Genomic DNA, 24301 nt, shown 5'->3' with positions numbered 1-24301 from the left:
GACCGCTGGGAATCGCAGGCGCGCCTCGGTCAGAACACGCGTTCGACCAGCGCCGCCGCCGGCAGGAAGCGCGCGTCGGTGCCTTCGTCGCCGGACATGAATTCGACCGCGACCAGCACCAGCAGGGCATAATCGGCGGCGCAGCACAGGTCGCGTCCGGGCGGATCGACCGGAAAGGCCACGATCTGGTACAGGCGATAGCCGACCGGGCAGCCGCGGCCGGCATCCAGGCCACCGGCGTCGTCGTGCAGCGTGGTCGCCACCGCGCCGTCGCCCTGTTCCAGGTCGATGCGCAGCAGCGACACCGCCGGCAGACCGCGTTCGCGCAGGCAGGCCGCATCCTCCGCTTCCCTGATCGAAAGCCGCAGCACGCTCAGGTCCGGCGACCACATCGACCAGGCGCCGCCGATGCTGAACTGGGCGTCGTGCGGCAGCGCGTCGAAGTCGCTGGGCGGCCGATGGACCAGCACCGTGCCGGCGTTGTCGCGCGCGATGCCGTACCGCGCCAGCAGCGGCGCTGCCTGCTCCAACGCCCGCTGTCGCGCCAGCGCCTCGCCGTCGCCGAGCAACTGCGCCTCCGGCAGGCCGTCGATCGCGATGTGCACCGCGGTCGTGGCTCCGGGGACCGCCGTGCCACCGGCAACGTCGACGATGTGGATCGCCGCATAGGGTTCCTGCGAGACGTCGTCCGTGAAGTGCTCCTCGTAGGCGGCGTAACGGCCGTCGGCGGAGAAGCCGATCACCGCGGCCTGCGGCACGTGGCCGGCGTGGACGGGACCTGCTGAAAGACCGCCGGCGGCGAGAGCGAGCGCGAGAGCGCGACCTGACGTTCGGGGCATGCCATGCCTCCTTGCGTATTTCGTTGCCCGACCCCGGCGAGCCTGCCGCGGCGGGATGGCGGCGGCGTGACCGATGCGCCGGAATTGCGGCCACGCGCGCCGATCCTGCCCTGTTTTCCGCAAGAATCAGCCACTTAGCAAGATTTTACGGTTCGGCGAGGGATCATTTATGAGGTGCCGCCGCCGGGCCGGGCCTATCTCCCTGCCAACGCCGCAAGGCGCAACAACCGGACAGGGAATGCGGACATGAACAACGGAAGAGTCGACCTCTACGGCGCGATCCACAAGGCGCTGCGCATGGTCATGGGCGACACGCTGGTCGCCCTCGGCCGGGCCGATGCGGACGACCCGGCGAGCGTGGCCGGCACGCTGGCCCAGGTCGGCCGGCTGGTGGACTTCTGCGCCGGCCACCTCGAGCACGAGGACGCGTTCGTCCACCCGGCGCTCGCGGCCCGCGCAACGGACTGGAGCGGCCGGACAGCGGGCGACCACGAACACCATGCGGCCGCGTTCGCCGAACTGCGCGCCGGCATCGCCGCGGTGGAGGCGGCCAGCGGATCGGTCGAGCGCGGTGCCGCCCTCGCCCGTCTCTATCGCCGGGTCGCCGTGTTCGTCGGCGACAACTTCCTGCACATGGAGGTCGAGGAAAGCGAGAACAACGCCGCACTGTGGAAGCACTATTCCGACGCCGAGCTGATCGCGATCCACCAGGCGCTGGTCGCCTCGCTGCCGCCGGCAGCGATGGCCGAGGCGATGCAGGCGATTCTGCTGGCGGCCGCGCCGGCCGAACGCGCCGCGACGCTGGACATGCTGCGGCGGAGCGCGCCGGAGCCGTTCTACGACGCGATGCTGGAGGCGATCCGGCCCCGGCTTTCGCAGCAGGACCGACACAAGCTGGCGCTGGCCCTGGACGGGCTGGCCGAGGCCGCCTGAACGCACGCCGCACCTGCCCGACGCGGGGTCAGCCCCCTTGGTCCCGCGTCGGCGCTTCCGCCTGTATCTCGTGCAGCCGGACCGGGCGCGCCAGGCACAGGCGGAAGCGGCCGCGTCCGGTCTTCTCGATCCCGATGCCGCAGTCCTTCTCCGCCAGCCTGCGCTCGAGCAGGATCAGTCGCGCTTCCAGGTTCTCGGCATGGGCGGGCAGCCGCAGTTCGGGGTGCAGCCGCAGCTCGCGGTTGGTGAATTCGCAGCGCCCGTCATGCGCATGTGCCGCCAACAGGATGCGGAAGATGGCACCCGCGACGCCCTTGATCAGATAGTCGTCGCCGACGAACACGCTGTCGTTGAACCGGTAGTGGCGGACGTCGAGCGGCACCGCGCCGGCCGCCGGCTGCAGCGGGCCCGCCTGCGCCGCCGATTTCCGCGCCGGCGCGACGCCGCCCGCGGTCCGGCGCAGCACAGCGGCCAGCTGCGCGGCCATCACCGCCAGCGCATCCTCGTGGTCGTAGGTGAAGCGCAGGTCGCGCTCGCTCTCCACGAACAGGACGCCGAGCAGGCCGCCGCCGTCCTCGACCGGCACGGCGAGCTGGCTGCTGGGCCGTTCCAGGCCCGGCAGCGGGATCTCCGGCGCCGCCCCGCCCGCGCCCAGGCGCGCGCCGACGCCGCGGGCATAGTCGACGTCGTCGGTCATCCGCCCGATCCGGATCGGCGTGCGCTCGCGTGCCGCCATGCCGATGACGCCGTCGCCGACCGCGATCTCCGCGCCGATGCCGGAGGCCTCGTAGCCGCGGCTGGCGACGGCATAGAGCGTGCGGCCGTCGGGGTCGCACAGGAACAGCGCGGCGTGGCCGATGCCGAGGTCGTCGCCGATCACGTCCATCAGCCGGTCCAGCGCGGTGCCGAGGTCCTGCTCGGCGGCCAGCCGGCGGCAGCAGTTGCGCAGAGCCGACAGCAGGCCGGGCGCGTCCTGCCGCGGCGGCAGGCTGTCGCCCGGCAGCGGCTCGATCGCCTCGACCCGGCAGATGTCGGCGCCGGCCAGGCGGAACACGCCGGCCATGCCGCTGTGCGACGCGATGCCGGCCAGCTTCGCCCGCATCGATTCGAACAGCGGCCCGCCGGTCTCGGTGCGCTCGTAGACGATGGTCATGCGATAGCTGCGCGCGGTGACGGGGTCGATCAGCAGCAGCCGTGCCCGCGGGTTGGCCAGCAGGTTGGCGCGGGTCTTGTTGAAGAACTGGTAGCTGAGCCCGACATGGCCCGGGTCGATGTAGTGCACCTGGCTGATGTAGGTCACGTTCGGCGTGCCGTCGGGCGCCAGGGTGGCGATCGCGACCGGGATGACGCCCTCCAGGCATGCGCGGATCGAGTCCAGCGTCACCGGCGCACGGTTCGGCTCAGGCCGCGCGAGCGCACTCATTCCGGCCGCCGTTCGCCGGCGCGCGGGCCCGGCGTCTGGTCGAACACGGCCGTCGGCCGGAACGACAGCATGCACAACGCGCTGCCGGCGTCGGAGATGATGCAGCCGACGAGGCCGGCATCGAAGCCCAGCGGCAGCAGCTGGCCGTACAGCATCGGCGGATAGCGCCTGCGCGCCGCCTCGTCGTCGGCATCCGGCTGCTCGGCGCGGACCCGGTCGCCCTTGACCTGGATGGAGACGTGTCCGCGCGGGCGCGAGAACATGGCGGCACAGCGGTCGTGGTGCAGTGCGCCGTCGATCAGTGCGCGCGCGTCGGCGACCCGCAGGCAGACCCGGATGCGGCCGCTGCCGGGCTCGAACCGCGCCGCGATGGCGCGCGCGACCTCCGGCTCGCCGTCGATACCCTGGGCGCAGACCAGGACGGAGACCGGCGATTCCACGAAGGCGGCGTCGGCATCGCCGAGGCGGAATTCGCCGCCGGGCGGCGGGACGGCGGCAGGCGGCTCGAACCCGGGGCCCGACACCGTGGCGTCTCCTCCGCGCCGACCCTTGGCCTTCGCCCGGGTGCCTGGCCGGTCAGGGCTGCAGCGGCACGATGCCGCTGACGCCGAGATAGCGCGTGTCCGGCCCCTCGAACCCGGGCGACATCTCCATCGCCAGCAGCACCAGCAGGGCATAGCGTTCGGCACAGCATTGGGACTGGTCGGCATGGTCCAGGCCATAGGCGACGAGGTGGGTGATGCGATAGTCGGTCGGGCACACCCGGCTGCGCGGCAGTTGCCGGTCCTGCTGCAGCACCGTCGGGGCGTGGTCCGGACCGACGGTGAGGGTGAAGATGAAGACCTCGTCGATGCCGTAGCCGACGCAGGTCTCGGATCGGGTCGGGCTGAGCGTCAGCCGAAGCGTGTTGTGCTCGCTGAAGTAGGTGTTCAGCCCGGCGGCGATCGAGAAGCGCACCTCATAGGCGGGCGCGTCGACGTCGCCGAACGGATGGTGGATCACCGTCTGGCCGACGTTGCCGGGCACGATGCCGCGCGCGGCAATGACCGGCGCGGCCTGTTCCATCGCCTGCGCCCGCGCCGCGGCGACGCCGACGGTGAACAACTCGTCCTCCGACATCTGCTCATCGGTGATCATCACGCGCACCGGGGAACCCGCGACCCAGTCGTTGGCTGCGACATCGAGGACGTAGATGTTGGCATAGGGAAAGCCGGAGCCGTCCTGCGAACCGTATTCCTCGAACGCCACCGACGCGCCGTCCGGCGAGAAGCCGATCACCGCGACCTGGGCGCGGTCGCCGGCGAACGCGGCACCGGTACCGGACAGCACCCCGACCGAGACAAGCAGCAGGGCAACAAGGGTGGCGCACAGCCCGGACGTCAACCGCATGGATCTCTCTCCCCCGCTCGGTTCCGCTGCTGCCCTTCTAATGCCTTTTCCGCCTGTGTGAAATCGCGTTCACCCGGCCCGCAGCCCGATCGGCCGGAGATCGCCCCCCGGCCGATCGGGCCGCGCCGGCCGGCAGCCTACCCGCGCAAGACGTCGACCAGCGCCGCCAGGCCGAAATAGCGGGTGTCCGGCCCCTCGAAGCCCGGCAGTTCCTCGACGGCGATCAGCACCAGCAGCACGTAGCTCTCCGCCATCGACGCCGGGCCGCCCTGCTCCGGCGCAAAGGCGACGATCTGTGCGATGCGGTAGCTGCCGGGGCAGGTGCGGCCTTCGACCGTCCCGTCGTCCTGCAGCAGGGTCTCGCGCGCATAGCCGCCGCGCTGGATCAGCTCGACCGCCAGTTGCTGGATGGCGTCGACGCCATAGCTTTCGCAGACCGCGCTGGCCGCGGGCCAGGCATTCAGGCGCAGCAGCAGGTCGTCGCGGACGGTCAGCCCCATCGCCGCGTCGATCGAGAACCGCGCCTCGCGCTCCGGCGCATTCAGGTCGCCGGTCAGCCGGTTCAGCACGGCAATGCCCTGCCGCGACCCGTCGATGCCGTGGGCCGCCAGCGCGTCCGCGGCAAGGGCGCGGACATCGGCCCGTGCGGTCGCCAGACCCTCGTCGTAAAGCTGGGGTTCCGGCAGGTCCTCCTCGGTCAGCATGACCCCGAACGGCGCGCCCTGCACGGGCCCGCCGGCCGCCACGTCGAGGATGTGAATCTGGGCGTAGGGGTAGCCCGACCCGTCCTGGACGCCATACTGCTCGTAGGCGGCATAGCGGCCGTCCGCCGAGAACCCGATCACGGCCGCCTCCGCCCTGTCGCCGGCCTGGGCAACGCCCGCGCCGGCCAGCCACGTCGCGGCAATCATGACCGCCGCCTTCGCGCCGCAGCGGGCGCGCGCAAACACCTTCAACATCTGTTTCAGTCCCCGTCGTACCGGTTTGTCCCATGGAGCCGGCGCCTCGCCCCGAGGCGCCACCCCAGCGGCCCGCCTGCGGCGGACCGTTGCGATGCATCATGGTCGCACCGGCATTGAACAAGGTTCAAATAAAAACATGGGGCGCGAGACGGGAACTGCCAGCCGCCCCCGGATTTGCTACAGATCGGTCATGAGCGAACCCGCGCCCGACACACGACAACGCCACGGCATCGGCGCCGGGTTCGCCGCGCAGAATGGCGAGGCGCGCCGCGGCCGCATACCGCTCAACGTCGCGCTGGGCCTGAGCATCGGCGGGCTGCTGCTGCTGACCCTTGGCGCGGTGCTGGCTGTCACGCTGTGGGGGGCCGGCGCCAACACCAGGGCGCTGCTCAGCGACAAGGCCGCGCTGATGCTGGAGACGGCGGTCAGCCAGATCCGCGCCCAGCTCGACCCGGCTGCGGCGACCGCCGATTTCATCGCCCGGCGTATGGAAGACGGCAGCCTGGACATCGACGACGTCGATGCGATCAAGCAGGCGCTGCTCGACGGCCATGCCGGGCTGGACCAGGCGGAAGGCATCATCTTCATTCGGCCGGACAGCACCGCGATCGGCGTGCGCAAGCTGGCAAGCGGCGGGTTTGGGGTCGGCGAGTTCACCGTCGAGACGCCGGACTTCGCCTTTGCGCGCGACCGCCTGGCGGATGCGCCCGCGACGCCGCAATGGGGGCGGCCGACTTGGTCTGCCGAGCTGCAGACCAGCGTGCTGAATGTCATTCGCGGCGTCACCGTCAACGGCGAGCTGGCCGGCGCCGTCGGCGTCGCCGTCACGATCCAGCAGTTCTCGGCGTTTCTCAGCGCGCTGGTCGAGTCCCTGGGACAGAACGCGTTCGCGCTCTATGGCGACGACCTGGTGCTCGCCCACCCCTATCTCGCCCAACCCTATGACGGGCTGTCGCCGGAGCGGCCGCTGCCGGCGCTCGTCGGCTTCGCCGACCCGGTGCTGGCCCATATCTGGGACGGCGCCGACCAGGGCCCGCTCGGCATGATCGACTTCACCGGCGGCGGCGAGGGCCACACCATCAAGGTCTTCGACACCGACTACGTCTTCGTCTACGAGCGGCTCGACGGCTATTCCGATCGGCCGATCGCCGTCGGGTCCTACTTCAGGGTCGACGACATCGGCCAGGAGGTGCAGCGGCTGTTCAGCACCGGTTTCATCGGTCTCGGCATCACGCTGCTCGGCATCGTCGCGGCGCTCATCGTCGCCAAGAAACTGGCCCGCCCGTTCACCAGGGTCGCCAATGCCGCCTCGCGGGTCGGCGAGCTGGCGCTGGACCAGATCGAGGCGCTGCCGCGCAGCCGCATCCGCGAGATCGACGAGCAGGCGCGCGCCTTCAACGGCATGGTGCGCGCGCTGCGCTGGCTGGAGATCTATGTGCCGCGCCGGCTGGCGCGGCGGCTGCTGGCCGCGACCGGCGGCGAGGTGACCTCGCAGCAGGCCGAGGTCTCGGTGATGTTCACCGACATTTCCGGCTTCACCAGTTGGTCGGAAGGCCGCGACGCGACCGAGGTGGCGAGCATGTTGAACCGGCATTTCGCGATGGTCGGCCAGGCGATCGAGGCGACGGGCGGCACCCTCGACAAGTTCATCGGCGACGGCGCGATGGCGTTCTGGGGCGCGCCGGAGCGGCAGCAGGATCACGCCCAGCGGGCATGGCGAACCGCCACGCTGATCGCGGACGCCCTGGCGGCGCAGAACCGCCGGCTCGACGGGCAGGCGCCGCCGCTGCAGATGCGGATCGGCATCCATTGCGGGCCGGTCACGGTCGGCAACATCGGCGCGCCGGAGCGGATGAACTACACCATCGTCGGCGACACGGTGAATGTGTGCCAGCGGCTGGAGCAGATGGGCAGGTCGGTGGAGCGGGAGGGACCCGGCGCGGCACGGGCCACCGTCATCGTGATCAGCGAGGCGATCGCCCGCCGCCTGGACGAACGCCAGCAGGCCGCGCTGAAGCCGTTCGGCGAGGTCGCATTGCGCGGGCGCAGCGAACCGATCGAGGCGTTCCAGTTCGTCCCGCCGCAGTAAGGGCACGCACCGGTCAGGCCGCCGGCAGCCACCGCTGCATGCACCGGACGGCCGTCGCCGGGCCGGCCAGCTGCTCGACATAGCGCACCAGCACCAGCACGCGCCGCCGCCGCGCGCCCGCGCCCTCCCCGTCGACAACCTGGGCGGCGCGGCGTTCCATCTGCGCGAGCAGCGCCGCGATGCGTCCGTCGACCTCGGCGCCCAGCGCCACCGCCTCGGCCCCCGCGCGCATCCGGCGCAGCGCGATCATGTCCGCCTCGATGGCGACCGCATCCGCCATGTCGCTGCCGTCCAGCATCTGCCCGACGGCATCGTCGATCCGGCGCAGCACACGGTCCGCGGTAACCGGCAGCACCGCGTCCGCCAACGTCGCGCGGAAGCGCGGCTCGATCGCCGCCAGCCGCTTGCGCAGGCCGGCGTCGCGCAGGCGCGGCGACACCGCGCGCAGGCCATGGACCGCGGCGGCGACGCTTTCGACCGCCTCGGCGGCATCGGCCGCGGCGGTCGCAGGATCGAACCTGGCCAGCAGCGCCAGCTCGCGCTCCGTATCGGCACAGACGGCGGCGGCAAAGCGCTCGAGCACGACCCGCTCGCCCGCCCTGGCGGCTCCGTCGGCGAAGCCGCCGTTCGCCAGCGCCTCCAGGACCACGGCCGGTGCCGCGAAGTGCAGCGCGGCGGTGACGGCGGCGACATAGCCCTCGTCGGGACCTTGCGCCGCGGCCGCGCGCACCGCGCGGACGATCTCCCCGGCCAGCGCATCGTCGGGGGCCGGCCGCCCGCCATAGGCCAGGACCATCCGCAGTGCCAGAATCTCGCGGTGGGCGGCCAGCGCGGCACGGATCGCGACCAGCCAGCCGGGATCGTCGATCCGCGCGGCGATGCGATCGAAGGCTTCGTCGACGACCTGCGCGCCCGCCGCCCACAGGTCGGGCGCAACGGCGCGCAGCCCCTCGTCCCTGATCGAACGGGCATCGGCAAGGGTCGCGGCGGTCGCTTCCAGAACGGCGGGCGGCAACGCCGGCTCCACAGCCTCCCACATCGGCAGGATGGCGCTGCGGTCGACCGGCCGCAGCGGGTCGGCCGACGCCGACGCTTCGCTCAGCAGCATTTCGAACGGGACGCAGAACAGCCGGCAATGAGTGAGAAACCGAGCCGGCTTCAGCACGCGGATGCGCGCGCGCAGGATCTCGCGGCCGCCGACCGCCGCCGGGTCGACGCCGCCACGGTCGAGCAGGCCGGTGATCTCGATCACCGTGGTGTCGCTCAGCCGGCCGGCCCGGCGCGACAGGTCCGCCAGGACCGCCGTCCGGCTGGTTTCGGGCGGCCGGCTCATCGCACCGCCGCCCGCACCTGCTCCACCCGGCGCGCCAGTTCGAAATCGGGCAGGCCGGTGCGCCAGTCGCGCATCGCGGAAAGGCGGCGGCTGCCGTCGCCGGGCACCGCCCTGCCGACCTGCGCGGCCGGCGCCTCGCTGCGCGGCAGCCGTGGCAGGATGCGGCGCATCTCCTGCACCGTGTCGACCAGGCGGGCCTCGGCGCCGTCACGGCCGACGGTCCACAACGCGACGACATGGTCCCAGCCGTCGAGCAGCCAGTACACCCGCTCGACCAGCGCGCGCAGGGCCGGCGCCATCGCCTCCCAGCGCCGGACCAGCCCGACGATGTCCGTCGCCTGGCGGTCGAAGCGCTCGATCGTCGCCTCGGCGGCAGCGATCGTCGCGCGACAGCGCTGGGCGATGGCCCCGCATGCCGACGTCACGTCGGACGGTGCGGCCGGCGCCCAGTCCTCCAGGCCGCAGACGGCCTCGTGCAACTGCTGCAGCACCAGGCGCAGGCGACCGGGACGGCCTCGCCGAGGCCGAGCGGGGCGAACAGAACGCTCTGCTCCACGATCAGCCTGCGGCAACTCTCGGTCGACAGCGCGGCGGACCCGGCAAAACCGGCAAAGGCGCGGCGCACGTTGGCCGGCAGCTCACCGGCCGCGAGGTCCTCCGGGCGCAACGCTTCGATCTGCACGTCGCTGGCCGCGCAAACCAGGGCGATCAGATCGAGATGGGCGCCCATCCAGGCGCGGCGATCCTCCTCCAGCGCCCGGCGGCTCGACTGCAGCAACTGCGGCCCGGCCAGCCCCTCCGCGCCGACCGCCAGCTGCACCGCGCGCACGGTCCAGGGATCCACAGTCGTCAGCGCGCCGATACGGGCATGCAGCATGTGGTCGTGCGCCGTCAGGCCCAGCGACTGGTCGATGGCCGGCCATGGCATGATGTAGGTGCTGCCGTCGTCGGCGTAGCCCGGCACCATGAGTTCGAGGCCGCCGCGGCGCGCGCAGCGCACCCGGGCCTGGCTCAGGCGTGCCGCGGTGAACGCGACCGCGACGCCGCGGTCGGCAAAGGTCGCCGGCTCCTGGTCGCCGACGGCCCGGCGCTTCGACCCGGCAATAGGCCGCCATGCCGGCTCCAGGTTCCGGTCCGCACCCAATGTGAAGCCCCCACAACGGTCTGACTGCCAGCCAGAACGTGCGAGGTGCCCGGGAGTTCCGAAGCCACGTTCGCAGGGCTGCCGGCGCGCGACCGCCGGCCGTCGTGGCGGGTCAGGCGGCTTCCGCCGCCAGCCAGGCGGCGAGGCAGGCTTGCGCGGCGTCGGCGCCTTCCAGCAGCTCGACATAGCGCGCCAGCGCCATCATGCGCAGGCCGCGCGCGTCGGCCGTCTCGCCGGCGACATCTTCCGCCGCCTTCGCCTTGACGGTGGCGAGCAGCGTGGCGAGGGATCCGGCGAATTCGTCGCCGACGCCCAGCACCTCGGCGGTCGGCCTGGCCCGGGCCAGCGCGACCATGTTGTCTTCGACCGACTGCGCCGCTTCCAGCGAGCCGCCGTCGACCATCTCGCCGACGGCCCGGTCGAGATTGCAGCCGACGGCTCCGGTCATCTGCGGCAGGACACGGTCGATCGTCGTGCTGCGTGCCTCGAACAGTGCGCGCTCGACCTGCAGGCGCATTTGCGGGTCCTTCACCTTGTTGGCGAAGTCCCGCATCAGGGTCAGGCTGTCGACCAGCCCGGCGATGCTTCCCACCACCGCGTTCGCATCGGTCACCGGCTCGCGGCCGAGCGCGGCCAGCGTGCGCTCGAAGCCGGCGCCCAGCACGTCGCACAACCGGCGCAGCGCATCCTGGCCGGGGCCCGGCGTCACGCCGAAGGCATTGGCGGCGAGGACGCCGATGACCGTTCCCGGCGCGCGGAAGTGGGCGGCGGCGACCAGGGTGGTGGCGAAGACCGCCTCCACGCCCAGTGCCTGGGTGCCGCCGAGGATGCCGGCCACCTGGGCGCCGACCTCGTCCGACGGCTGCGGGCGGCCTGGATACTGCAGCAGCGCCCGGATCTCGGCGATCGGCCCGCACGCGCGCAGGGTCGCGCCGATATCGCGCAGCCACTGCGGGTCGCCGACCTGCGACGCGATCTGCTCGAAATGCGCGTCGATGGCGTCCGCTGCGGCCGTCCACAGCGCCTCGGCGGGCGCCTGCAGGCGGTCGTCGCCGATGCCCTTCGCTTCGGCCGCCGCCGCCTCGGCCGCGTTCAGCACCTCGACCGGCAGGCGCTTGGCCACCAGCTGCCAGGCGGGCAGCAGGCCGGCGCGCGCGATGCGTCGGACCGGGTCGCTGGGGGTCTGTTCGTCGCTCAGCAGCATCTCGAACGGCACGCAGAACAGCCGGCGGGCGTTCAGCCGGCGGCGCGGCCGCAGCACCGTGAGCCGCTGGCGCAGGATCGCACGGCCCTTCAGCGCCTGCGGATCGTCGCCGCCGCGTTCCAGCAGGGCCGCGATGTGCAACACCTCGTCGTCGGCGAGGTCGGACAGCTTCTTGCCGAGGACGCCGAGGACCGACGCCGTCGCCGAATTGCCGTTGGTCATGAGACCGCTCCCTTGACCGCTTCCAGCCGCCGGATCAGGTCTGCGTCCTGCGACTTGGTGCGCCAGTCCTGCATCGCGCCGATGCGGCGGACCGAAGTCAGCTTGCCGGCCTCGGCCGGCTCCTGCGCCATGCGCTCCAGCTCCCTGCGCGGCACGAACGGCAGAATCCTGCGGATCTCCTGCACGGCGGTCTGCATGTCGCCTTCGGTGCCCTTCAGCGCCAGGAACCAGCTCGACGCGATGTGGTCCCAACCGTCGAGCAGCCAGTAGAGCCGGGTGACGAGCTCGCGCACCTCGCGGCCCTCGCTGCGCCAGTTCTTCACGAACTTCGCGATATCCTTGATGCGCTCGTCGAGGCGCTTCATCTCGTTCGCGGCGATGAACACGGTCTGCTCGGCCACCCGCGCGATCAGGCTCGCGCTGCCGGCAAGCTCCGAGCGCGTGCCGGCGGCCCAGCCGTCCAGCGACTTGACCAGCGAACGGGCCTCGGTCGCCACCTTGCGCAGGCGGCCGGGCTGGGCGGCACCCGGCACCCCGATCTGGGCCAGGCTCACGCTCTGTTCGGCGATCGCCGCGTAGCATTCGTTCGGCGTGGCGCCGATCTGCTGGGCCAGCGCGTGGAAGGCCTTCCTGATCTGGGCCTGGGTTTCGTCCGCCAGCAGGCTGGAAGCCTTGAGACCCGCGGTGTCGAAGCCGAGGAAGCCGAAGACCCGCTGGATCAGCGCGAAATTGGCGGCCAGGCGAAGGCCGTCGTCCTCGCCCAGCGCGGCCTTGCAGAGCGTTGCCGCGGCCGGCCCGGCCAGGCCGCGCGCACCGATCTCGACCTGGGCGCGGCGCACCTCCCACGGGTTGATGTCGCGGAGCCCGGCGACCAGCCTGTGCAGCTCGCGGTCGTGCAGCGTCATGCTGACAAGTTCCGGCAACGCTTTCCACGGCACCACATAAGTGCCGCCGCTGTCGGCAAAATCGGGCACCAGCAATTCCAGCCCGTCGCGCTGGTTGCGGCGCACCCGCGCCTGGCTGAGCCGCGGCGAGGTGAAGGCGATGGCGACGCCGCGATCCTCGAACGTCACCGGCTTGAGATCGGCACCGCGTGCCAGGAGACGCGCGCCTTCGCTGTGCAACTGCGAGGCGGTACCCTCCGCGGCGGCTGTCTGTGCAGTCACGTCGGTCCCTCCTGTCGCCCTGTGCGACCGGACTACGTCAGGTTCGATTTGAACAACGTCGGCCAAACCGGTTGAGAAACCGTAATTTTTTTCGTATTTGCCAGATACGGTCGGCCCGGCCGGCCTCATGGGGCGCGATGAACGACTATCAGCTCGCCAGCCTGATCACCGGCCTCGTCCTCCTTGTCGCCGTCGGCACGCGCTATTTCTTGTCGCGGCCGGGGACGCAGGCGATGCGCGACCTGCTGCTGTGGGCCGCGATCGTGGCGCTGATCGGGATCGGCTATGGCATCTATGCCGCGGTGAGCGGATGAGCCTGCCGCGCAGCCAGATCTGGCGCGGCATCGGCTACGGCCTCACCGCCGCGTGGATGATCGGCATCCTGGTGGTTTCCGGCAGCGACCCGGCCCACCCCTGGTTCGACTACATCTTCGTCGTACCGCTTGGCGGCTGGATCGTCGGGCTCGGCGTCGCCCGGCTGCTGGCCGGACCGCCGACGCCGCCGCCGCCCGACCGGCCCCGGCCGCGCGACGGCAGCCGCGACTGAGGCCCGGCGCTCACATCGATGTGACAGGCAGGACCGTCGAAAAGCGAATTCGCCCGCACCATATCTGTTCTCAAGGAAGCGCGGGGTTGCCCTCCGCGCAACCGATGGACCGCCGTCGCGCCAACCTCCTCTTCCCCTCTGCCTCCTGGCGCGGCGGCGGTCGCTTCGTTTCCCGCCCCGGCCGTACCGACGCCGGGTCTCAGTGGAAGCGGGCGGACACGCTGCCCAGCTGCGCGATCTCGATCTCGACCGTCGACCCCGGCCCCGGCCAGTGGGTGCGGACCAGGCTGCCCAGCATCACGATCTCGCCGGCGGCGAGCCCGGTCTCGGCGGTGGCGGCGCCGTTGGCCAGCCATTCCAGTGCCGCCAGCGGCTCGCCCAGGATTTCCGCTCCCCTGCCGCTGCCGACCTCGACGCCGTCGATGACCATGCGGCCGGTCAGAGCCGCCAGCGCATCCGGCGCGACGGTCGCAACCGGCCGCCCCAGGATGCAGCCGGCATGGAAGAAATCGTCGGCAATCAGGCTGGGCGCGCCGAGCGTGCGATAGTCGACATAGCGCTCGTCGACGATCTCGATCGCCGCCATGCAGGCGCCGATCGCCGCGCCGACCGCTGCCCGTGTCCATGGTCGTCCGGAGGCGGGCAGGTCGCGGCCCAGCCGCACCGCGATCTCGCACTCGACCCCGACGCGCGCATAGTCGGCCACCGCCAGGTCGGCCGAGCCCTGGTACAGCCCGCCGGCGCGGATGCGGCCGGCGCAGGGCCGGTCGATCGCCAGGAACTCCTGCATCACCGGCGTCGTGCAGCCGATCTTCCAGCCGACCTGGACCCCGTCGCGGCCGACCAGATGCCGGTGCAGCCGGGCCTGGATCGCATAGGCCGTCGCCTCGTCGAGCCCGTCCGCGCCGGCGCCGAAGCCGCCGAACGGACGATGCGCCAGCCGGTCCGCGGCCAGCGTCCGCGCGGCGGCCTCCGTGTCCATGCCGGTCATTCCGGCGGGTCCTGCGGCTCGACGCCCAGGCCGCGCACCAGCGCGCGGATCGCCTCGGCGACGCGGTCGAGCGCGGCGGCGTCGGTGCCGCGCGAGATCAGCGAGGTGCCGAAGCGGCCGCCGCCGTAGAAGGGATAGCTGCCGATCTCCACCGACGGGTGCGCCTCCTGGATGGCGCCCAGGCCCGCCGCGATGGCGCCCTCGCCGATCGGCGCCACCACGGTGCGCGACAGCATCGGGCTGCCGCCCTTCAGGGTGTGCTTGATGCTGTCGAACATGGCCTGCATGATCCGCGGGACGCCGGCCATCACATAGACATTCTCCAGCCGGAAGCCCGGCGCGCCGCTGACCGGGTTCTCGATCAGCTCGGCGCCGACGGGGATGTCGGCCATTTTCAGCCGCGCCTCGTTCAGCTCGATCGTCGTCGTCGCGTAGTAGGACTCCAGCCGTCGCCGCGCCTCGCCGTTGCGCTCGATCGCCACCCCGAAGGCGGCGGCGACGGAATCGGCGGTGATATCGTCGTGGGTCGGCCCGATGCCGCCGGTGGTGAAGACGTAGTCGTAGCTGGCCCGCACCGCGTTGACCGTCTCGACGATGGTCTGCTTCACGTCGGGGATCACCCGGACCTCGAGCAGGCGCACGCCGACGTCGTTCAGCCCCGCGGCGACATAGGGCAGGTTGGCGTCGTGGGTCCGGCCCGACAGGATCTCGTTGCCGATGATCAGCAGGCAGGCGGTGACCGTCGCATTCTCACTCGGCATCGCCGCCCGTCTCCTCTGTCGCGGCGTCCGGCTCGCCCTCGGTGTAGCCCAGCTGGCGCATGCAGGACTCGATCAGGCTCAGCCGGCGCGCGCGCTCGTCATAGCGGCGCATGTCGTCGCGGCTGTACAGCGCATCGCGGCCGACCGTGACGCCGCGCTGCGTGTCCTCGATGCGGGCCACGAAATCGTCCTCGACCTGCTCGCGGGCGAAGGCCTCGCACCGCGCGATGTCGGCATCGCGCGTCGCCTCGTCCACACCCGGCTTGGTCCACACCGTCGGCGCGCAGCCGGCCGCACTGGCCAGCAGCGCTGCCAGCAGCACCGGCACGCTGATCCCGCCTGTTCGCATCGCTTCCCTCGTCACAGCCGGCCGATCGCCGATCTTGCGCGGGCGGTACCATGCGATACCGTGGCCCCGGGGAGCAAGACCAGAGCGGCGGCCCGGCGAGCGGCCGCGCGCCAGCGGGAGGACACGCGATGGCACCGGGCCAGGCGGCGGACGGCCTGACGATCGGCCTCGACATCGGCACCAGCGGCGCCAAGGGCCTGCTGGTCGACCCGACCGGCAGCGTCGTCGCCGAGGCCGGGGTCGAATATCCCCTGCTGACGCCACGGCCCGGCTGGACCGAACAGGACCCGGAGGCTTGGTGGCAGGCGACCCTGACGATCCTGCGCAGGCTGGCCGAGACCGCACCCCGGCCGCCGCTGGCGCTCGGCCTCACCGGCCAGATGCACGGGGCAACCTTCGTCGATGCCGACGGCGCCGCGATCCGGCCGGCCCTGCTGTGGAACGACCAGCGCACCGGCGCCGAGTGCGACCGGATCACCGATCTGCTGGGCGCGGCGCGGCTGCGCGCGATCACCGGCAACCCGGCGCTGACCGGCTTCCAGGCGCCGAAGATCCTCTGGCTGCGCGCGCACGAGCCCGAGGCCTATGCCCGCATCGCCCGCGTGTTGCTGCCGAAGGACTTCATCCGCCACCGGCTGACCGGGGTTGCGGCCACCGACCCCTCCGACGCCGCCGGCACGTTGCTGCTCGACCTCGCCGCCCGCGACTGGGCGCCGGAAATCCTCGACGCGCTGGCGATTCCGCGGGACTGGCTGCCGCGGGTGTGCGAGGGGCCGGAGATCACCGGCCGGCTGAGCGGCGCGGCGGCGGCCGCGACCGGCCTGCCGGAGGGGCTGCCGGTGGTCGCCGGCGGCGGCGACAATGCGGCGGCGGCCGTCGGCAGCGGCGTCGTGCGCGAAGGCCGCGGCCTGGTCTCGATCGGCACCTCCGGCGTGGTGTTCGTCCACACCGACCGGCCGACGGTCGACCCGAGCGGCGCGCTGCACGCCTTCTGCCACGCGGTGCCCGGCGGCTATCACCTGATGGGGGTGGTGCTGTCGGCCGGCGGTGCGCTCAGATGGTACCGCGACGTGATCGGCGCCGACACCGCGGACGGCGAGGATCCCTACGACGCGATCCAGCGCACAGCGGCCGCGGCGCCGGCAGGCTGCGACGGCGCCGTCTTCCTGCCCTACCTGGCCGGCGAGCGGACGCCGCACATGGACCCGGACGCCCGCGCCGCCTGGGTCGGCCTGACGCTGGCGCATGGCCGGGCGCACATGGCCCGGGCCGTCCTGGAAGGCGTCGCCTTCGCCCTGCGCCAGTCGCTGGAACGCATCGCCGCCCTCGGCATCCCGGTCGACGGCCTCAACGCCGTCGGCGGCGGCGTGCGCGGCGACCTGTGGCGGGCGATCATCGCGGCTGCACTCGACCAGCCGCTGCAACGGCTGAGCGCGGAGCAGGGCCCGGCCTACGGCGCCGCCCTGCTCGCCGCCGTCGGCGCCGGCGTCCATGCCGACGTGGTCGCCGCGGCCGACGCCTGCGTGCGTCCTGCCGGGCCGGCCGAGCGGCCGGATACGGCCCTTCGCGCCGCGATGGACCCGGCCTACCGGGCGTTCGCGCGCCTCTATCCCGCGCTGAGGGCCGCGCGCGGCTGACCGCCCGCTTCCCGCCCCGCCGCGCCTATGCCGAGCTGCCCGCCGATGCGGCTCGCCGACAATCTCTCAGATCGTCACTGCGATAAATAATACTCGTAAAAAGCGTATCAAGAGTCTTACCGCTGGCAGCATTCCTGTCGGCCTTTGGTCGCGCCGCCGACGCCCGCTCGTGGCCGTGCGGCCGGCTGGCCCAGCTTCGACATCGTGTGAATAGAGTGCAGCAATCACATGATTCTAAGTGAATTCTCTGGACCCACCCGACAGCCTGTTCTATGTTTATCCACAGGGGATGGATACCATGGCAGTCACGCAGCGTGAGGCCACAGAAAAGAGTCCATTCTGGCCGGCATTTCATTGACGACCCAATATTTCCCATGCTATCCCAGCGACACCCTGGACGCGCACGGGAGGGGTGTGTGGCGCCGCAGGAGACCGGAGGGCAGATCGGCAGCGATCGAGGAACGGACATCGGCGGGACAGGGCGCGGGGCGGGCCCGATCCGTCGAGGAGATGCGGCGTGGGCTTCTTCCATGGCAAGCACGAGAAGGTCCTGGACAAGAAGGGACGGGTTTCGATCCCCTCTGACTTCCGGGCTGCCCTCGGCGAGGACCTCGACAAGGGGATCTACGCCTTCGCCTCGTTCGGCACCTCCGCGAACTCCGTCCAGGTCTGGCCGGCGCTGCGCATGCAGCGGCTGGTGCGCAAGATGGATGAGAAGTTCGATCGGCTGTCGCTGACCCAGCGCAAGATCGCCCGCGTGGTGCTGAGCCGCAGCCGGCGGCTGATCGTCGAGGACACCGGCCGCATCCAGCCGACACCGGAGCTGCTGGGGCATGCCGGCATCGCGGAAAAAATCGCCTTCGTCGGCGAAGGCGCGACGTTTGCCATGTGGGAACCGTCAGCCTACGAGGCCTACGACAGGGCGTTGCAGGCCGAAATCGAGGCGATCCCGGAGAGCGAGACCGAGGATCTGCTGTTCAGCATCGTTTCGGGGGGAGACGACCTGTGACGAACGAAGGCAATGCCGTGACAGCCACCCTGCAGACCACCGGCACCGCCGCGGGCCATACCCCGGTCCTGCGCGACGAGGTCATCGACGCCCTGAACCTGCGCGAGGGCGGCATCTACGTCGACGGCACCTTCGGCGCCGGCGGCTACACCGCCGAGATGCTGCGCCGCACTGCCTGCTTCGTCTGTGCCATCGATCGCGACCCCAGTGCGGTGCGCCGCGGCCGGCGGCTGGCGCGCGACTATCCCGGCCGGCTGATGATGGTGCACGGCCGCTTCGGCGACATGGCGCGCCTGCTGCGCGACCGCGGGATCGAGCAGATCGACGGGGTGGCGCTGGATCTGGGCGTCTCGTCGATGCAGATCGACACGCCGGAGCGCGGATTCAGCTTCAGGTACGACGGCTTCCTCGACATGCGGATGGATACCAGCGACGAGGACGGCCCGACCGCCGCCGACATCGTCAACAGCTGGTCCGAGCGCGAGCTGGCGGACATCATCTACACCTACGGCGAGGAGCGGAACGCCCGCGCGGTGGCCCGCGCCATCGTCGCCGCCCGGCTGCAGGCGCCGATCGCGACGACGCGCCGGCTGGCCGAGATCGTGCGCGGCGTGGTGCGGTCCGGCCGCGACCAGATCGACGGCGCGACCCGCACGTTCCAGGCGCTGCGCATCAAGGTCAACGACGAGGTCGGCGAGCTGAACCGCGGCATGGCCGCGGCCGAGCAGATGCTGAGCCCCGGCGGCCGCATGGCAGTGGTCTCGTTCCAGTCGATCGACGACCGGCTGGTGAAGACCTTCCTGCGCGTGCGCTGCGGCGCGGCGCCGAACCCGTCGCGCCACCTGCCGGAGCTGCTGCGCCGGCGGCCGCCCAGTTTCCGCCTGCTGTCCGGCAAGGCCGTCCGGCCGAGCCTGCTGGAAGCGGAGACCAACCCGCGCGCCCGTTCCGCCCGGCTGCGCATCGCCGAGCGCACCGACGCGCCGGCCATGCCCGCCGGCGAAGACGACCCGCTGGCGGGGACCCGCGCGTGATCCGCTGGTCCATAGCGATCTGGCTGGTGCTGATCGCCGGCGCCGGCGGCAGCCTGTATCACCTGAAGTACAAGGTGGAGGCGCTGGAGCACGAGCTCGCCGCGATCCACGGCGACATCGAGGCCAACCGCGACGCGGTGGCCATGCTCCACGCCGAATGGTCCTACCTGAACGACCCGACGCGGATCGAGGCCTATGCCGGCCACTACCTGTCGACACGCCCGGCCACCGTGCACGACATCGTGGCGTTCGACGCCATCCCGATGGCGCCGGGCCATGTGTACGACGCCAGCCTGCCCGCCGCACCCGACGGCGTGACGCCGCCGCCGCTGCCGCCCCTGCCGCCGCGGCGCACGACCGAGCCCGGCGCGACCCCGCTGGTCGGCAACGACGGCGCGGACGGCATGATCGTCGCCGACGCCGAGACGGCGCCGCCGCCCGAGCTCGCCCTGGTCCCGGCCGGCCCGGCCCAGGCCGGAGTCGCCACCGCGGCCGCCGCGCCGCAGGATGCGATCGGCGCGCTGATCGCAAATGTGCTCGACAGCCACTCCGCCTCGTCCACCGACGGGCCGCCCGCTGGCCTGAGCTTCCCGCGGGGGATCGCGCAATGAGGTTGTGGCGATCGAAGCCCGCGAGCCCCGCCCGCCAGCCCGCGGCGTTGCGCGCCGGCATCGACCTGCGCGCGCAGGGCGCACGCGGCGCCGAGATCCCGGCTTCGCGCTCCGTCGAGGTCGGCCGCACGCGCCTGGTCGTGGCCAGCGTGCTGTTTTCGATCGGTTTCCTGGCGGTCGCCGGCCGGCTCGTCGACGCCATGGTGATCGGCCCGGCCATGACGCCGGTCGCCGAGCCGGCGGAAGAGGCAACTGCGACCGCACGCCGCGCCGACATCGTCGACCGCAACGGCCTGCTGCTGGCAACCAGCGTGGTCACCAAGTCGCTCTATGCCAATCCGAGCGAGATCCTGGACGTCGAGAGCGCGACCGCGGCCCTGATCACGGTGCTGCCCGAACTGAGCGCAGACACGGTCCGCCAGCGGCTGTCGCTCGACCGCCAGTTCATCTGGCTGGCCCGCAACCTGACGCCCAGCGAGTATCTGGCCGTCCACCGCCTCGGCATCCCCGGCTTCTACTTCCTCGACGAGCCGCGCCGGATCTACCCGCAGGGCGCGCTGACCGGCCACGTGGTCGGCTTCACCGACGTGGACGGCCACGGCCTCAGCGGCATCGAGCAGTCGTTCGACGAGGCGCTGCTATCGGGCCAGGGCCCGATGACGCTGTCGCTCGATCTCAGGGTGCAGCACATCCTGCGCGAGGAACTGTCGGCCGGCGCCGAGGAGTTCCAGGCGATCGGGGCGTCCGGCATGGTGATGAACGCCAACACGGGCGAGGTGCTGGCGATGGTCAGCCTGCCCGACTTCGACCCGAACCACCCCGGCGAGGCCGAGGAAATCGCCCGTTTCAACCGCAACACGCTGGGCGTCTACGAGATGGGCAGCGTGTTCAAGATCTTCAACACGGCGATGGTGCTGGACGCCGGCCTCGCCAATCCCAACTCGGTCTACGACGCCAGCCACCCGCTGCAGATCGGCCGCTTCACCATCAACGACTTCCATCCGATGTGGCGGCCCTTGACCGTCGCCGAAATACTGGTGCATTCGTCCAACATCGGCTCGGCCCTGATGGCGCGCGGCGCCGGCGCGGAGCGCCAGGAGGCGTTCATGCGCCAGGCCGGCATGCTCGAGCGGTCTCCGGTGGAGCTGCCTGAGGTCGGAGCGCCGATCGTGCCGTCGCCGTGGCGCGACATCAACGTGTTGACCATCGCCTACGGCCACGGCCTGGCGGTGACGCCGATCCAGGTGGTCAGCGGCTTCGCGGCGGTTGCCAATGGCGGCACTCTGGTGCCGGCGACCCTGCTGCGCCACGACCCCGACGACACGGTCGAGGGCCGGCGGATCATCAGCGAGGGCACGTCGGCGATGATGCGCCGGCTGATGCGGCTGGTGGTGTCGGAAGGTTCGGGTCGCGCCAACGCCGACGGCTACGAGGTCGGCGGCAAGACGGGAACCGCGGAAAAGGCGCGTGGACGCAGCGGCTATAACGAGAATGCGGTGCTGTCCTCCTTCATCGGCGTGTTCCCGATGCAGGATCCGCAGTATGTCGTGCTGGTCTCGCTGGACGAGCCGAAGGGCAATGCGGAGACCTACGGCTTCGCCACCGGCGGCTGGGTGTCCGCCCCGGTGGTCAGCCGCGTGGTCTCGCGCATCGGCCCGCTGCTCGGCGTGGACCCGGTCGATCCCGACGATCCGGCGGTGCGCAATGCCCTGGATTTCACCATTGCCGGCCAATGAGCATGGCGGGGGACGATAATATGCGGCTGTCCGTGCTGACGCGCGCCGCCGGCCTGCCCGACCCCGATCGAGACCTGGACGTTTCCGGCCTTGCCGTCGACTCGCGCGCGGTGAAGCCCGGCGACCTGTTCGCTGCCCTCCCCGGCGAACGGGCGGACGGGCGCGATTTCATTGCCAGCGCGCTCGCCGCCGGTGCCCGCGCGGTGCTGACCGCGCCGGGCACCGGCGCTTCCCTCGCCGGCATCGTCGTCGAAACGCCCAATCCGCGCCGGGCGCTGGCACAGATGGCCGCCGCATTCTACGGCCGGCAGCCCGAGCATGTCGCCGCCTGCACCGGCACCAACGGCAAGTCATCCACCGTCACCTTTGCCCGACAGATCTGGACCCAGCTTGGATTCCGCGCGGCCAGCCTCGGCACGCTCGGCATCCAGGCCCCCGAACTCGACGAGGCCGGCAGCCTGACGACCCCCGACCCCATCACCCTGCACCACAGGCTGTCCGGTCTCGTCGAGCGCAATCGGGTCACCCACCTGGCGATGGAGGCATCGAGCCACGGGCTGGACCAGTTCCGCATGGACGGCGTGCGCTTCAGCGCCGCCGCCTTCACCAACCTGGCCCGCGACCACCTCGACTACCACCCCACCATGGAGGCCTATTTCCAGGCCAAGGCCCGCCTGTTCACCGACCTGCTGCCCGACGGCGGCGCGGCGGTGCTGAACGCCGACATTCCGGAGTTCGAACGCCTGCACGCGATCGCCTCGGCGCGGGGCCATCGCCTGCTCGACTACGGCCGCCGCGCACGGGCGCTGCGCCTGCTCGACCTGACCACCGTGGTGGCCGGCCAGCGCGCGACGCTGGAGATCCTCGGCCGGCGCCACGAGGTGGTCGTGCCGCTGATCGGCGCCTTCCAGGTCGAGAACGCACTGGCCGCGCTGGGCCTTGTCGTCGGATGCGGCGTCGATGCCGACAAGGCGGTCGGCTGCCTCGCCCGCCTGACCGGGGTGCCGGGACGGCTGGAGCCGGTGGGCGGCATCGACGGCGCCAGCGTCATCGTCGACTACTCGCACAAGCCGCAGGCGCTGGAGGCGGCGCTGGCCGCCCTGCGCCCGCATGTCGACGGCCGGCTGATCGTGGTGTTCGGCTGCGGCGGCGACCGCGACCCGGGCAAGCGGCCGATGATGGGCGCGGTCGCGGCCCGACTGGCCGACTTCGTCATCGTCACCGACGACAACCCGCGCAGCGAAGACCCGGCCCGGATCCGCCGCGAGACCATGGCCGGCTGCCCCGACGCCGTCGAGATCGGCGACCGCGCCGAGGCCATCGCCGCGGCCATCGACATGGCGCGCGCGGAAGACCTGGTGCTGATCGCCGGCAAGGGCCACGAATCCGGCCAGACCGCCGGCGGCGTCACCCGGCCGTTCGACGACCGCGCGGTGGCCCGGCAGATCATCGCCGACCGGCGCGGCCGGCGGGACGGCGGCCGGTGAGCGCATCCGGCCCGCGCCCGCTGTGGACGGCGACCGAGGCCGCGGCGGCGGTCGAAGGCGGAACCACCGGCACCTGGTCGGCGACCGGCGTGTCGATCGACAGCCGCACGGTGGCGGCCGGCGACCTGTTCATCGCGCTGCGCGGACCGCACCACGACGGCCATGACCATGTCGAACAGGCGCTGCAGGCCGGCGCCGTCGGGGCGGCGGTGGCGCGCATTCCCGCCGGCATCGACAGCGGCGATCCGCGCCTGCTGCGGGTCGCCGACACCGCGGCGGCGCTGACCGCTCTGGGCCGGGCCGCACGCCGCCGCACGGCGGCGAAGGTGGTGGCGGTCACCGGCAGCGTCGGCAAGACCAGCACCAAGGAGGCGCTGCGGCTGGTGCTGTCGCAGCAGGGCGCCACCTCGGCATCGCGCGGCAACCTCAACAACCAGTTCGGCACGCCGCTGTCGCTGGCGCGGATGCCGGCCGACTGCGCCTATGGCGTGTTCGAGGCCGGCATGAACCATGCCGGCGAGCTGCGCGATCTGGCAGGGCTGATCCGCCCGCACGTCGCGGTCATCACCAATGTCGAGCCGGTGCACATCGAGAATTTCGCCAGCGTCGAGGGCATCGCCGACGCCAAGGCCGAGCTGCTCGAGGGCGTGGTCGAGGGCGGCGCGGCGGTGCTGCCCCGCGACAGCCGCCACTATGCGCGGCTGCGCGAGAAGGCTTTCGCCTGCGGGATCGCCCGGGTGCTCGATTTCGGCAAGGCGCCGGAAGCCTATGCCCATCTGCTCGACTATGCCGTCCAGGGTTCGGCGACACGGGTTGCCGCCGTGGTCGGCGAGCGCGCGATCGCCTATCGCATCGGCGCGCCCGGCCAGCACTGGGTGCTCAACAGCCTGGCGGTGCTTGCCGCCATCGACGCGCTCGGCGCCGACACCGGCGCCGCCGCGCTGGCGCTTGGCGATCTGACCGCCATCGCCGGCCGCGGCCAGCGCCAGACCATCGCCCTTCCCGACGGAGGCACGATCCTGCTGATCGACGACGCCTACAACGCCAGCCCGCCCTCGATGCGCGCGGCGTTCGAGATGCTGGCCACCACCGCAGTCTCGCGCGGCGGCCGCCGCATCGCCGTGCTGGGCGACATGCTGGAACTGGGAGCAGACGCCGCCGCCATGCACGCGACGCTGGCCGACGACGTGGCCGCCGCGGCAATCGATCGGGTGCACAGCTGCGGGCCGCTGATGGCCAGCCTGGCCGAGCGGCTACCGGCGCCGCGCCGCGGCCATCACGCCGCCGATGCCGCCGCCCTGGCGCCGCTGGTTCTCGCCGACGTGCGGACCGGCGACGCGGTCCTGGTCAAGGGCTCGCGCGGCAGTCGCATGGACGTCGTCGTCGACAGCCTGCGCGGCCTGGGCCAGGTCCGCGTCGTCAACGGCAAGTAGGGCCG

At 72.0% G+C, this 24301-nt stretch carries 24 protein-coding genes; 11 read left to right on the top strand and 13 right to left on the bottom strand.

Features of this window, described 5'->3' with window-relative positions; translation table 11 throughout:
- Positions 1–29: 29 nt before the first annotated feature.
- A complete protein-coding gene (locus R3F55_15540; GenBank protein ID MEZ5668822.1) occupies positions 30–839 on the bottom strand; it encodes a DUF2259 domain-containing protein in 810 nt (269 codons plus the stop codon).
- A 246-nt stretch (positions 840–1085) separates the two neighbouring features.
- On the opposite strand from R3F55_15540, the gene R3F55_15535 reads away from it, so the two are divergent.
- Positions 1086–1772: a hemerythrin domain-containing protein gene (locus tag R3F55_15535; GenBank protein MEZ5668821.1), complete on the top strand. Its 687-nt coding sequence runs from the start codon at positions 1086–1088 to the stop codon at positions 1770–1772.
- A gap of 28 nt (positions 1773–1800) precedes the next feature.
- Here the strand turns inward: R3F55_15535 and R3F55_15530 are convergent, their stop codons facing one another.
- The 4 genes from R3F55_15530 to R3F55_15515 form a co-directional block, all read right to left on the bottom strand.
- On the bottom strand, positions 1801–3195 hold the full coding sequence (locus R3F55_15530) for a GAF domain-containing protein (GenBank protein ID MEZ5668820.1): 1395 nt from the start codon (positions 3193–3195) through the stop codon (positions 1801–1803).
- Complete coding sequence (locus R3F55_15525) at positions 3192–3719, bottom strand: hypothetical protein (GenBank protein MEZ5668819.1); 528 nt, start codon at positions 3717–3719, stop codon at positions 3192–3194. The genes R3F55_15530 and R3F55_15525 overlap by 4 nt, the downstream gene beginning before the upstream one ends.
- Before the next feature lie 52 nt (positions 3720–3771).
- Positions 3772–4584, bottom strand: a complete 813-nt coding sequence (locus R3F55_15520) for a DUF2259 domain-containing protein (GenBank protein MEZ5668818.1) — start codon at positions 4582–4584, stop codon at positions 3772–3774.
- 137 nt (positions 4585–4721) lie between these two features.
- Positions 4722–5543, bottom strand: coding sequence for a DUF2259 domain-containing protein (locus R3F55_15515; protein ID MEZ5668817.1), 822 nt, complete (start codon positions 5541–5543; stop codon positions 4722–4724).
- A gap of 193 nt (positions 5544–5736) precedes the next feature.
- Between R3F55_15515 and R3F55_15510 the strand changes: the two genes are divergently transcribed.
- The gene (locus R3F55_15510; GenBank protein MEZ5668816.1) at positions 5737–7635 is read left to right on the top strand and encodes an adenylate/guanylate cyclase domain-containing protein; all 1899 of its coding nucleotides are present in this window, start codon (positions 5737–5739) and stop codon (positions 7633–7635) included.
- 13 nt (positions 7636–7648) lie between these two features.
- Here R3F55_15510 and R3F55_15505 read toward each other — a convergent pair whose 3' ends face one another.
- From R3F55_15505 to R3F55_15485, 5 genes are all read right to left on the bottom strand, one after another.
- Entirely contained in the window at positions 7649–8968 is a 1320-nt protein-coding gene (locus R3F55_15505) for a hypothetical protein (GenBank protein MEZ5668815.1), read from the bottom strand.
- Positions 8965–9393, bottom strand: coding sequence for a hypothetical protein (locus R3F55_15500; protein MEZ5668814.1), 429 nt, complete (start codon positions 9391–9393; stop codon positions 8965–8967). Before R3F55_15500 ends, R3F55_15505 begins: the two co-directional genes overlap by 4 nt.
- Positions 9390–10112 (bottom strand): hypothetical protein, encoded by a 723-nt coding sequence (locus R3F55_15495; GenBank protein MEZ5668813.1) that lies wholly within the window; start codon positions 10110–10112, stop codon positions 9390–9392. The genes R3F55_15500 and R3F55_15495 overlap by 4 nt, the downstream gene beginning before the upstream one ends.
- Before the next feature lie 112 nt (positions 10113–10224).
- A complete protein-coding gene (locus R3F55_15490) occupies positions 10225–11538 on the bottom strand; it encodes a hypothetical protein (GenBank protein MEZ5668812.1) in 1314 nt (437 codons plus the stop codon).
- A complete protein-coding gene (locus R3F55_15485; GenBank protein ID MEZ5668811.1) occupies positions 11535–12704 on the bottom strand; it encodes a hypothetical protein in 1170 nt (389 codons plus the stop codon). Before R3F55_15485 ends, R3F55_15490 begins: the two co-directional genes overlap by 4 nt.
- Before the next feature lie 137 nt (positions 12705–12841).
- Between R3F55_15485 and R3F55_15480 the strand changes: the two genes are divergently transcribed.
- Together R3F55_15480 and R3F55_15475 are read left to right on the top strand one after the other, a co-directional pair.
- The gene (locus R3F55_15480; protein ID MEZ5668810.1) at positions 12842–13018 is read left to right on the top strand and encodes a hypothetical protein; all 177 of its coding nucleotides are present in this window, start codon (positions 12842–12844) and stop codon (positions 13016–13018) included.
- The gene (locus tag R3F55_15475; GenBank protein MEZ5668809.1) at positions 13015–13251 is read left to right on the top strand and encodes a hypothetical protein; all 237 of its coding nucleotides are present in this window, start codon (positions 13015–13017) and stop codon (positions 13249–13251) included. The genes R3F55_15480 and R3F55_15475 overlap by 4 nt, the downstream gene beginning before the upstream one ends.
- A 199-nt stretch (positions 13252–13450) precedes the next feature.
- On the opposite strand, the gene R3F55_15470 is transcribed toward R3F55_15475, so the two are convergent.
- Genes R3F55_15470 through R3F55_15460 form a run of 3 tightly spaced genes read right to left on the bottom strand, consistent with a single transcriptional unit; the run spans position 13451 to position 15352 of the window.
- A complete protein-coding gene (locus R3F55_15470) occupies positions 13451–14233 on the bottom strand; it encodes a fumarylacetoacetate hydrolase family protein (protein MEZ5668808.1) in 783 nt (260 codons plus the stop codon).
- Between the two features lie 5 nt (positions 14234–14238).
- Positions 14239–15003 (bottom strand): molybdopterin-binding protein, encoded by a 765-nt coding sequence (locus R3F55_15465; protein MEZ5668807.1) that lies wholly within the window; start codon positions 15001–15003, stop codon positions 14239–14241.
- Entirely contained in the window at positions 14993–15352 is a 360-nt protein-coding gene (locus R3F55_15460) for a hypothetical protein (protein MEZ5668806.1), read from the bottom strand. Before R3F55_15460 ends, R3F55_15465 begins: the two co-directional genes overlap by 11 nt.
- A gap of 128 nt (positions 15353–15480) precedes the next feature.
- Here R3F55_15460 and xylB point away from each other — a divergent pair, with 128 nt between their 5' ends.
- From xylB to murF, 7 genes are all read left to right on the top strand, one after another.
- Positions 15481–16989 carry a xylulokinase gene (gene xylB / locus R3F55_15455; protein MEZ5668805.1) on the top strand — a complete coding sequence of 503 codons (1509 nt, stop codon included), beginning with the start codon at positions 15481–15483 and terminating at the stop codon, positions 16987–16989.
- Positions 16990–17506: 517 nt separating this feature from the next.
- Entirely contained in the window at positions 17507–17998 is a 492-nt protein-coding gene (locus tag R3F55_15450) for a hypothetical protein (protein ID MEZ5668804.1), read from the top strand.
- A gap of 17 nt (positions 17999–18015) precedes the next feature.
- Positions 18016–19029, top strand: coding sequence for a 16S rRNA (cytosine(1402)-N(4))-methyltransferase RsmH (gene rsmH, locus R3F55_15445; GenBank protein MEZ5668803.1), 1014 nt, complete (start codon positions 18016–18018; stop codon positions 19027–19029).
- Complete coding sequence (locus R3F55_15440) at positions 19026–19640, top strand: hypothetical protein (GenBank protein ID MEZ5668802.1); 615 nt, start codon at positions 19026–19028, stop codon at positions 19638–19640. Before rsmH ends, R3F55_15440 begins: the two co-directional genes overlap by 4 nt.
- Positions 19637–21376, top strand: a complete 1740-nt coding sequence (locus R3F55_15435; protein MEZ5668801.1) for a penicillin-binding protein 2 — start codon at positions 19637–19639, stop codon at positions 21374–21376. The genes R3F55_15440 and R3F55_15435 overlap by 4 nt, the downstream gene beginning before the upstream one ends.
- Positions 21377–21396: 20 nt before the next feature.
- Positions 21397–22863, top strand: a complete 1467-nt coding sequence (locus R3F55_15430) for a UDP-N-acetylmuramoyl-L-alanyl-D-glutamate--2,6-diaminopimelate ligase (GenBank protein MEZ5668800.1) — start codon at positions 21397–21399, stop codon at positions 22861–22863.
- Positions 22860–24296, top strand: coding sequence for a UDP-N-acetylmuramoyl-tripeptide--D-alanyl-D-alanine ligase (murF, locus tag R3F55_15425; GenBank protein ID MEZ5668799.1), 1437 nt, complete (start codon positions 22860–22862; stop codon positions 24294–24296). The genes R3F55_15430 and murF overlap by 4 nt, the downstream gene beginning before the upstream one ends.
- Positions 24297–24301: the final 5 nt, after the last annotated feature.

The sequence above is a fragment of the Alphaproteobacteria bacterium genome (genome assembly GCA_041396705.1).
Lineage (GTDB): Bacteria > Pseudomonadota > Alphaproteobacteria > CALKHQ01 > CALKHQ01 > CALKHQ01.
Note: the sequence above shows the minus strand (reverse complement) of the source record. Positions and strands in the feature narration are given on the sequence as shown.

Bases quoted from the DNA above. Each gene is read 5' to 3' on its own strand.
- R3F55_15540 (MEZ5668822.1), bottom strand. From the start codon at position 839: ATGCCCCGAACGTCAGGTCGCGCTCTCGCGCTCGCTCTCGCCGCCGGC.
- R3F55_15535 (MEZ5668821.1), top strand. From the start codon at position 1,086: ATGAACAACGGAAGAGTCGACCTCTACGGCGCGATCCACAAGGCGCTG.
- R3F55_15530 (MEZ5668820.1), bottom strand. From the start codon at position 3,195: ATGAGTGCGCTCGCGCGGCCTGAGCCGAACCGTGCGCCGGTGACGCTG.
- R3F55_15520 (MEZ5668818.1), bottom strand. From the start codon at position 4,584: ATGCGGTTGACGTCCGGGCTGTGCGCCACCCTTGTTGCCCTGCTGCTT.
- R3F55_15515 (MEZ5668817.1), bottom strand. From the start codon at position 5,543: ATGTTGAAGGTGTTTGCGCGCGCCCGCTGCGGCGCGAAGGCGGCGGTC.
- R3F55_15510 (MEZ5668816.1), top strand. From the start codon at position 5,737: ATGAGCGAACCCGCGCCCGACACACGACAACGCCACGGCATCGGCGCC.
- R3F55_15505 (MEZ5668815.1), bottom strand. From the start codon at position 8,968: ATGAGCCGGCCGCCCGAAACCAGCCGGACGGCGGTCCTGGCGGACCTG.
- R3F55_15490 (MEZ5668812.1), bottom strand. From the start codon at position 11,538: ATGACCAACGGCAATTCGGCGACGGCGTCGGTCCTCGGCGTCCTCGGC.
- R3F55_15480 (MEZ5668810.1), top strand. From the start codon at position 12,842: ATGAACGACTATCAGCTCGCCAGCCTGATCACCGGCCTCGTCCTCCTT.
- R3F55_15475 (MEZ5668809.1), top strand. From the start codon at position 13,015: ATGAGCCTGCCGCGCAGCCAGATCTGGCGCGGCATCGGCTACGGCCTC.
- R3F55_15470 (MEZ5668808.1), bottom strand. From the start codon at position 14,233: ATGGACACGGAGGCCGCCGCGCGGACGCTGGCCGCGGACCGGCTGGCG.
- R3F55_15465 (MEZ5668807.1), bottom strand. From the start codon at position 15,003: ATGCCGAGTGAGAATGCGACGGTCACCGCCTGCCTGCTGATCATCGGC.
- R3F55_15460 (MEZ5668806.1), bottom strand. From the start codon at position 15,352: ATGCGAACAGGCGGGATCAGCGTGCCGGTGCTGCTGGCAGCGCTGCTG.
- xylB (MEZ5668805.1), top strand. From the start codon at position 15,481: ATGGCACCGGGCCAGGCGGCGGACGGCCTGACGATCGGCCTCGACATC.
- R3F55_15435 (MEZ5668801.1), top strand. From the start codon at position 19,637: ATGAGGTTGTGGCGATCGAAGCCCGCGAGCCCCGCCCGCCAGCCCGCG.
- R3F55_15430 (MEZ5668800.1), top strand. From the start codon at position 21,397: ATGCGGCTGTCCGTGCTGACGCGCGCCGCCGGCCTGCCCGACCCCGAT.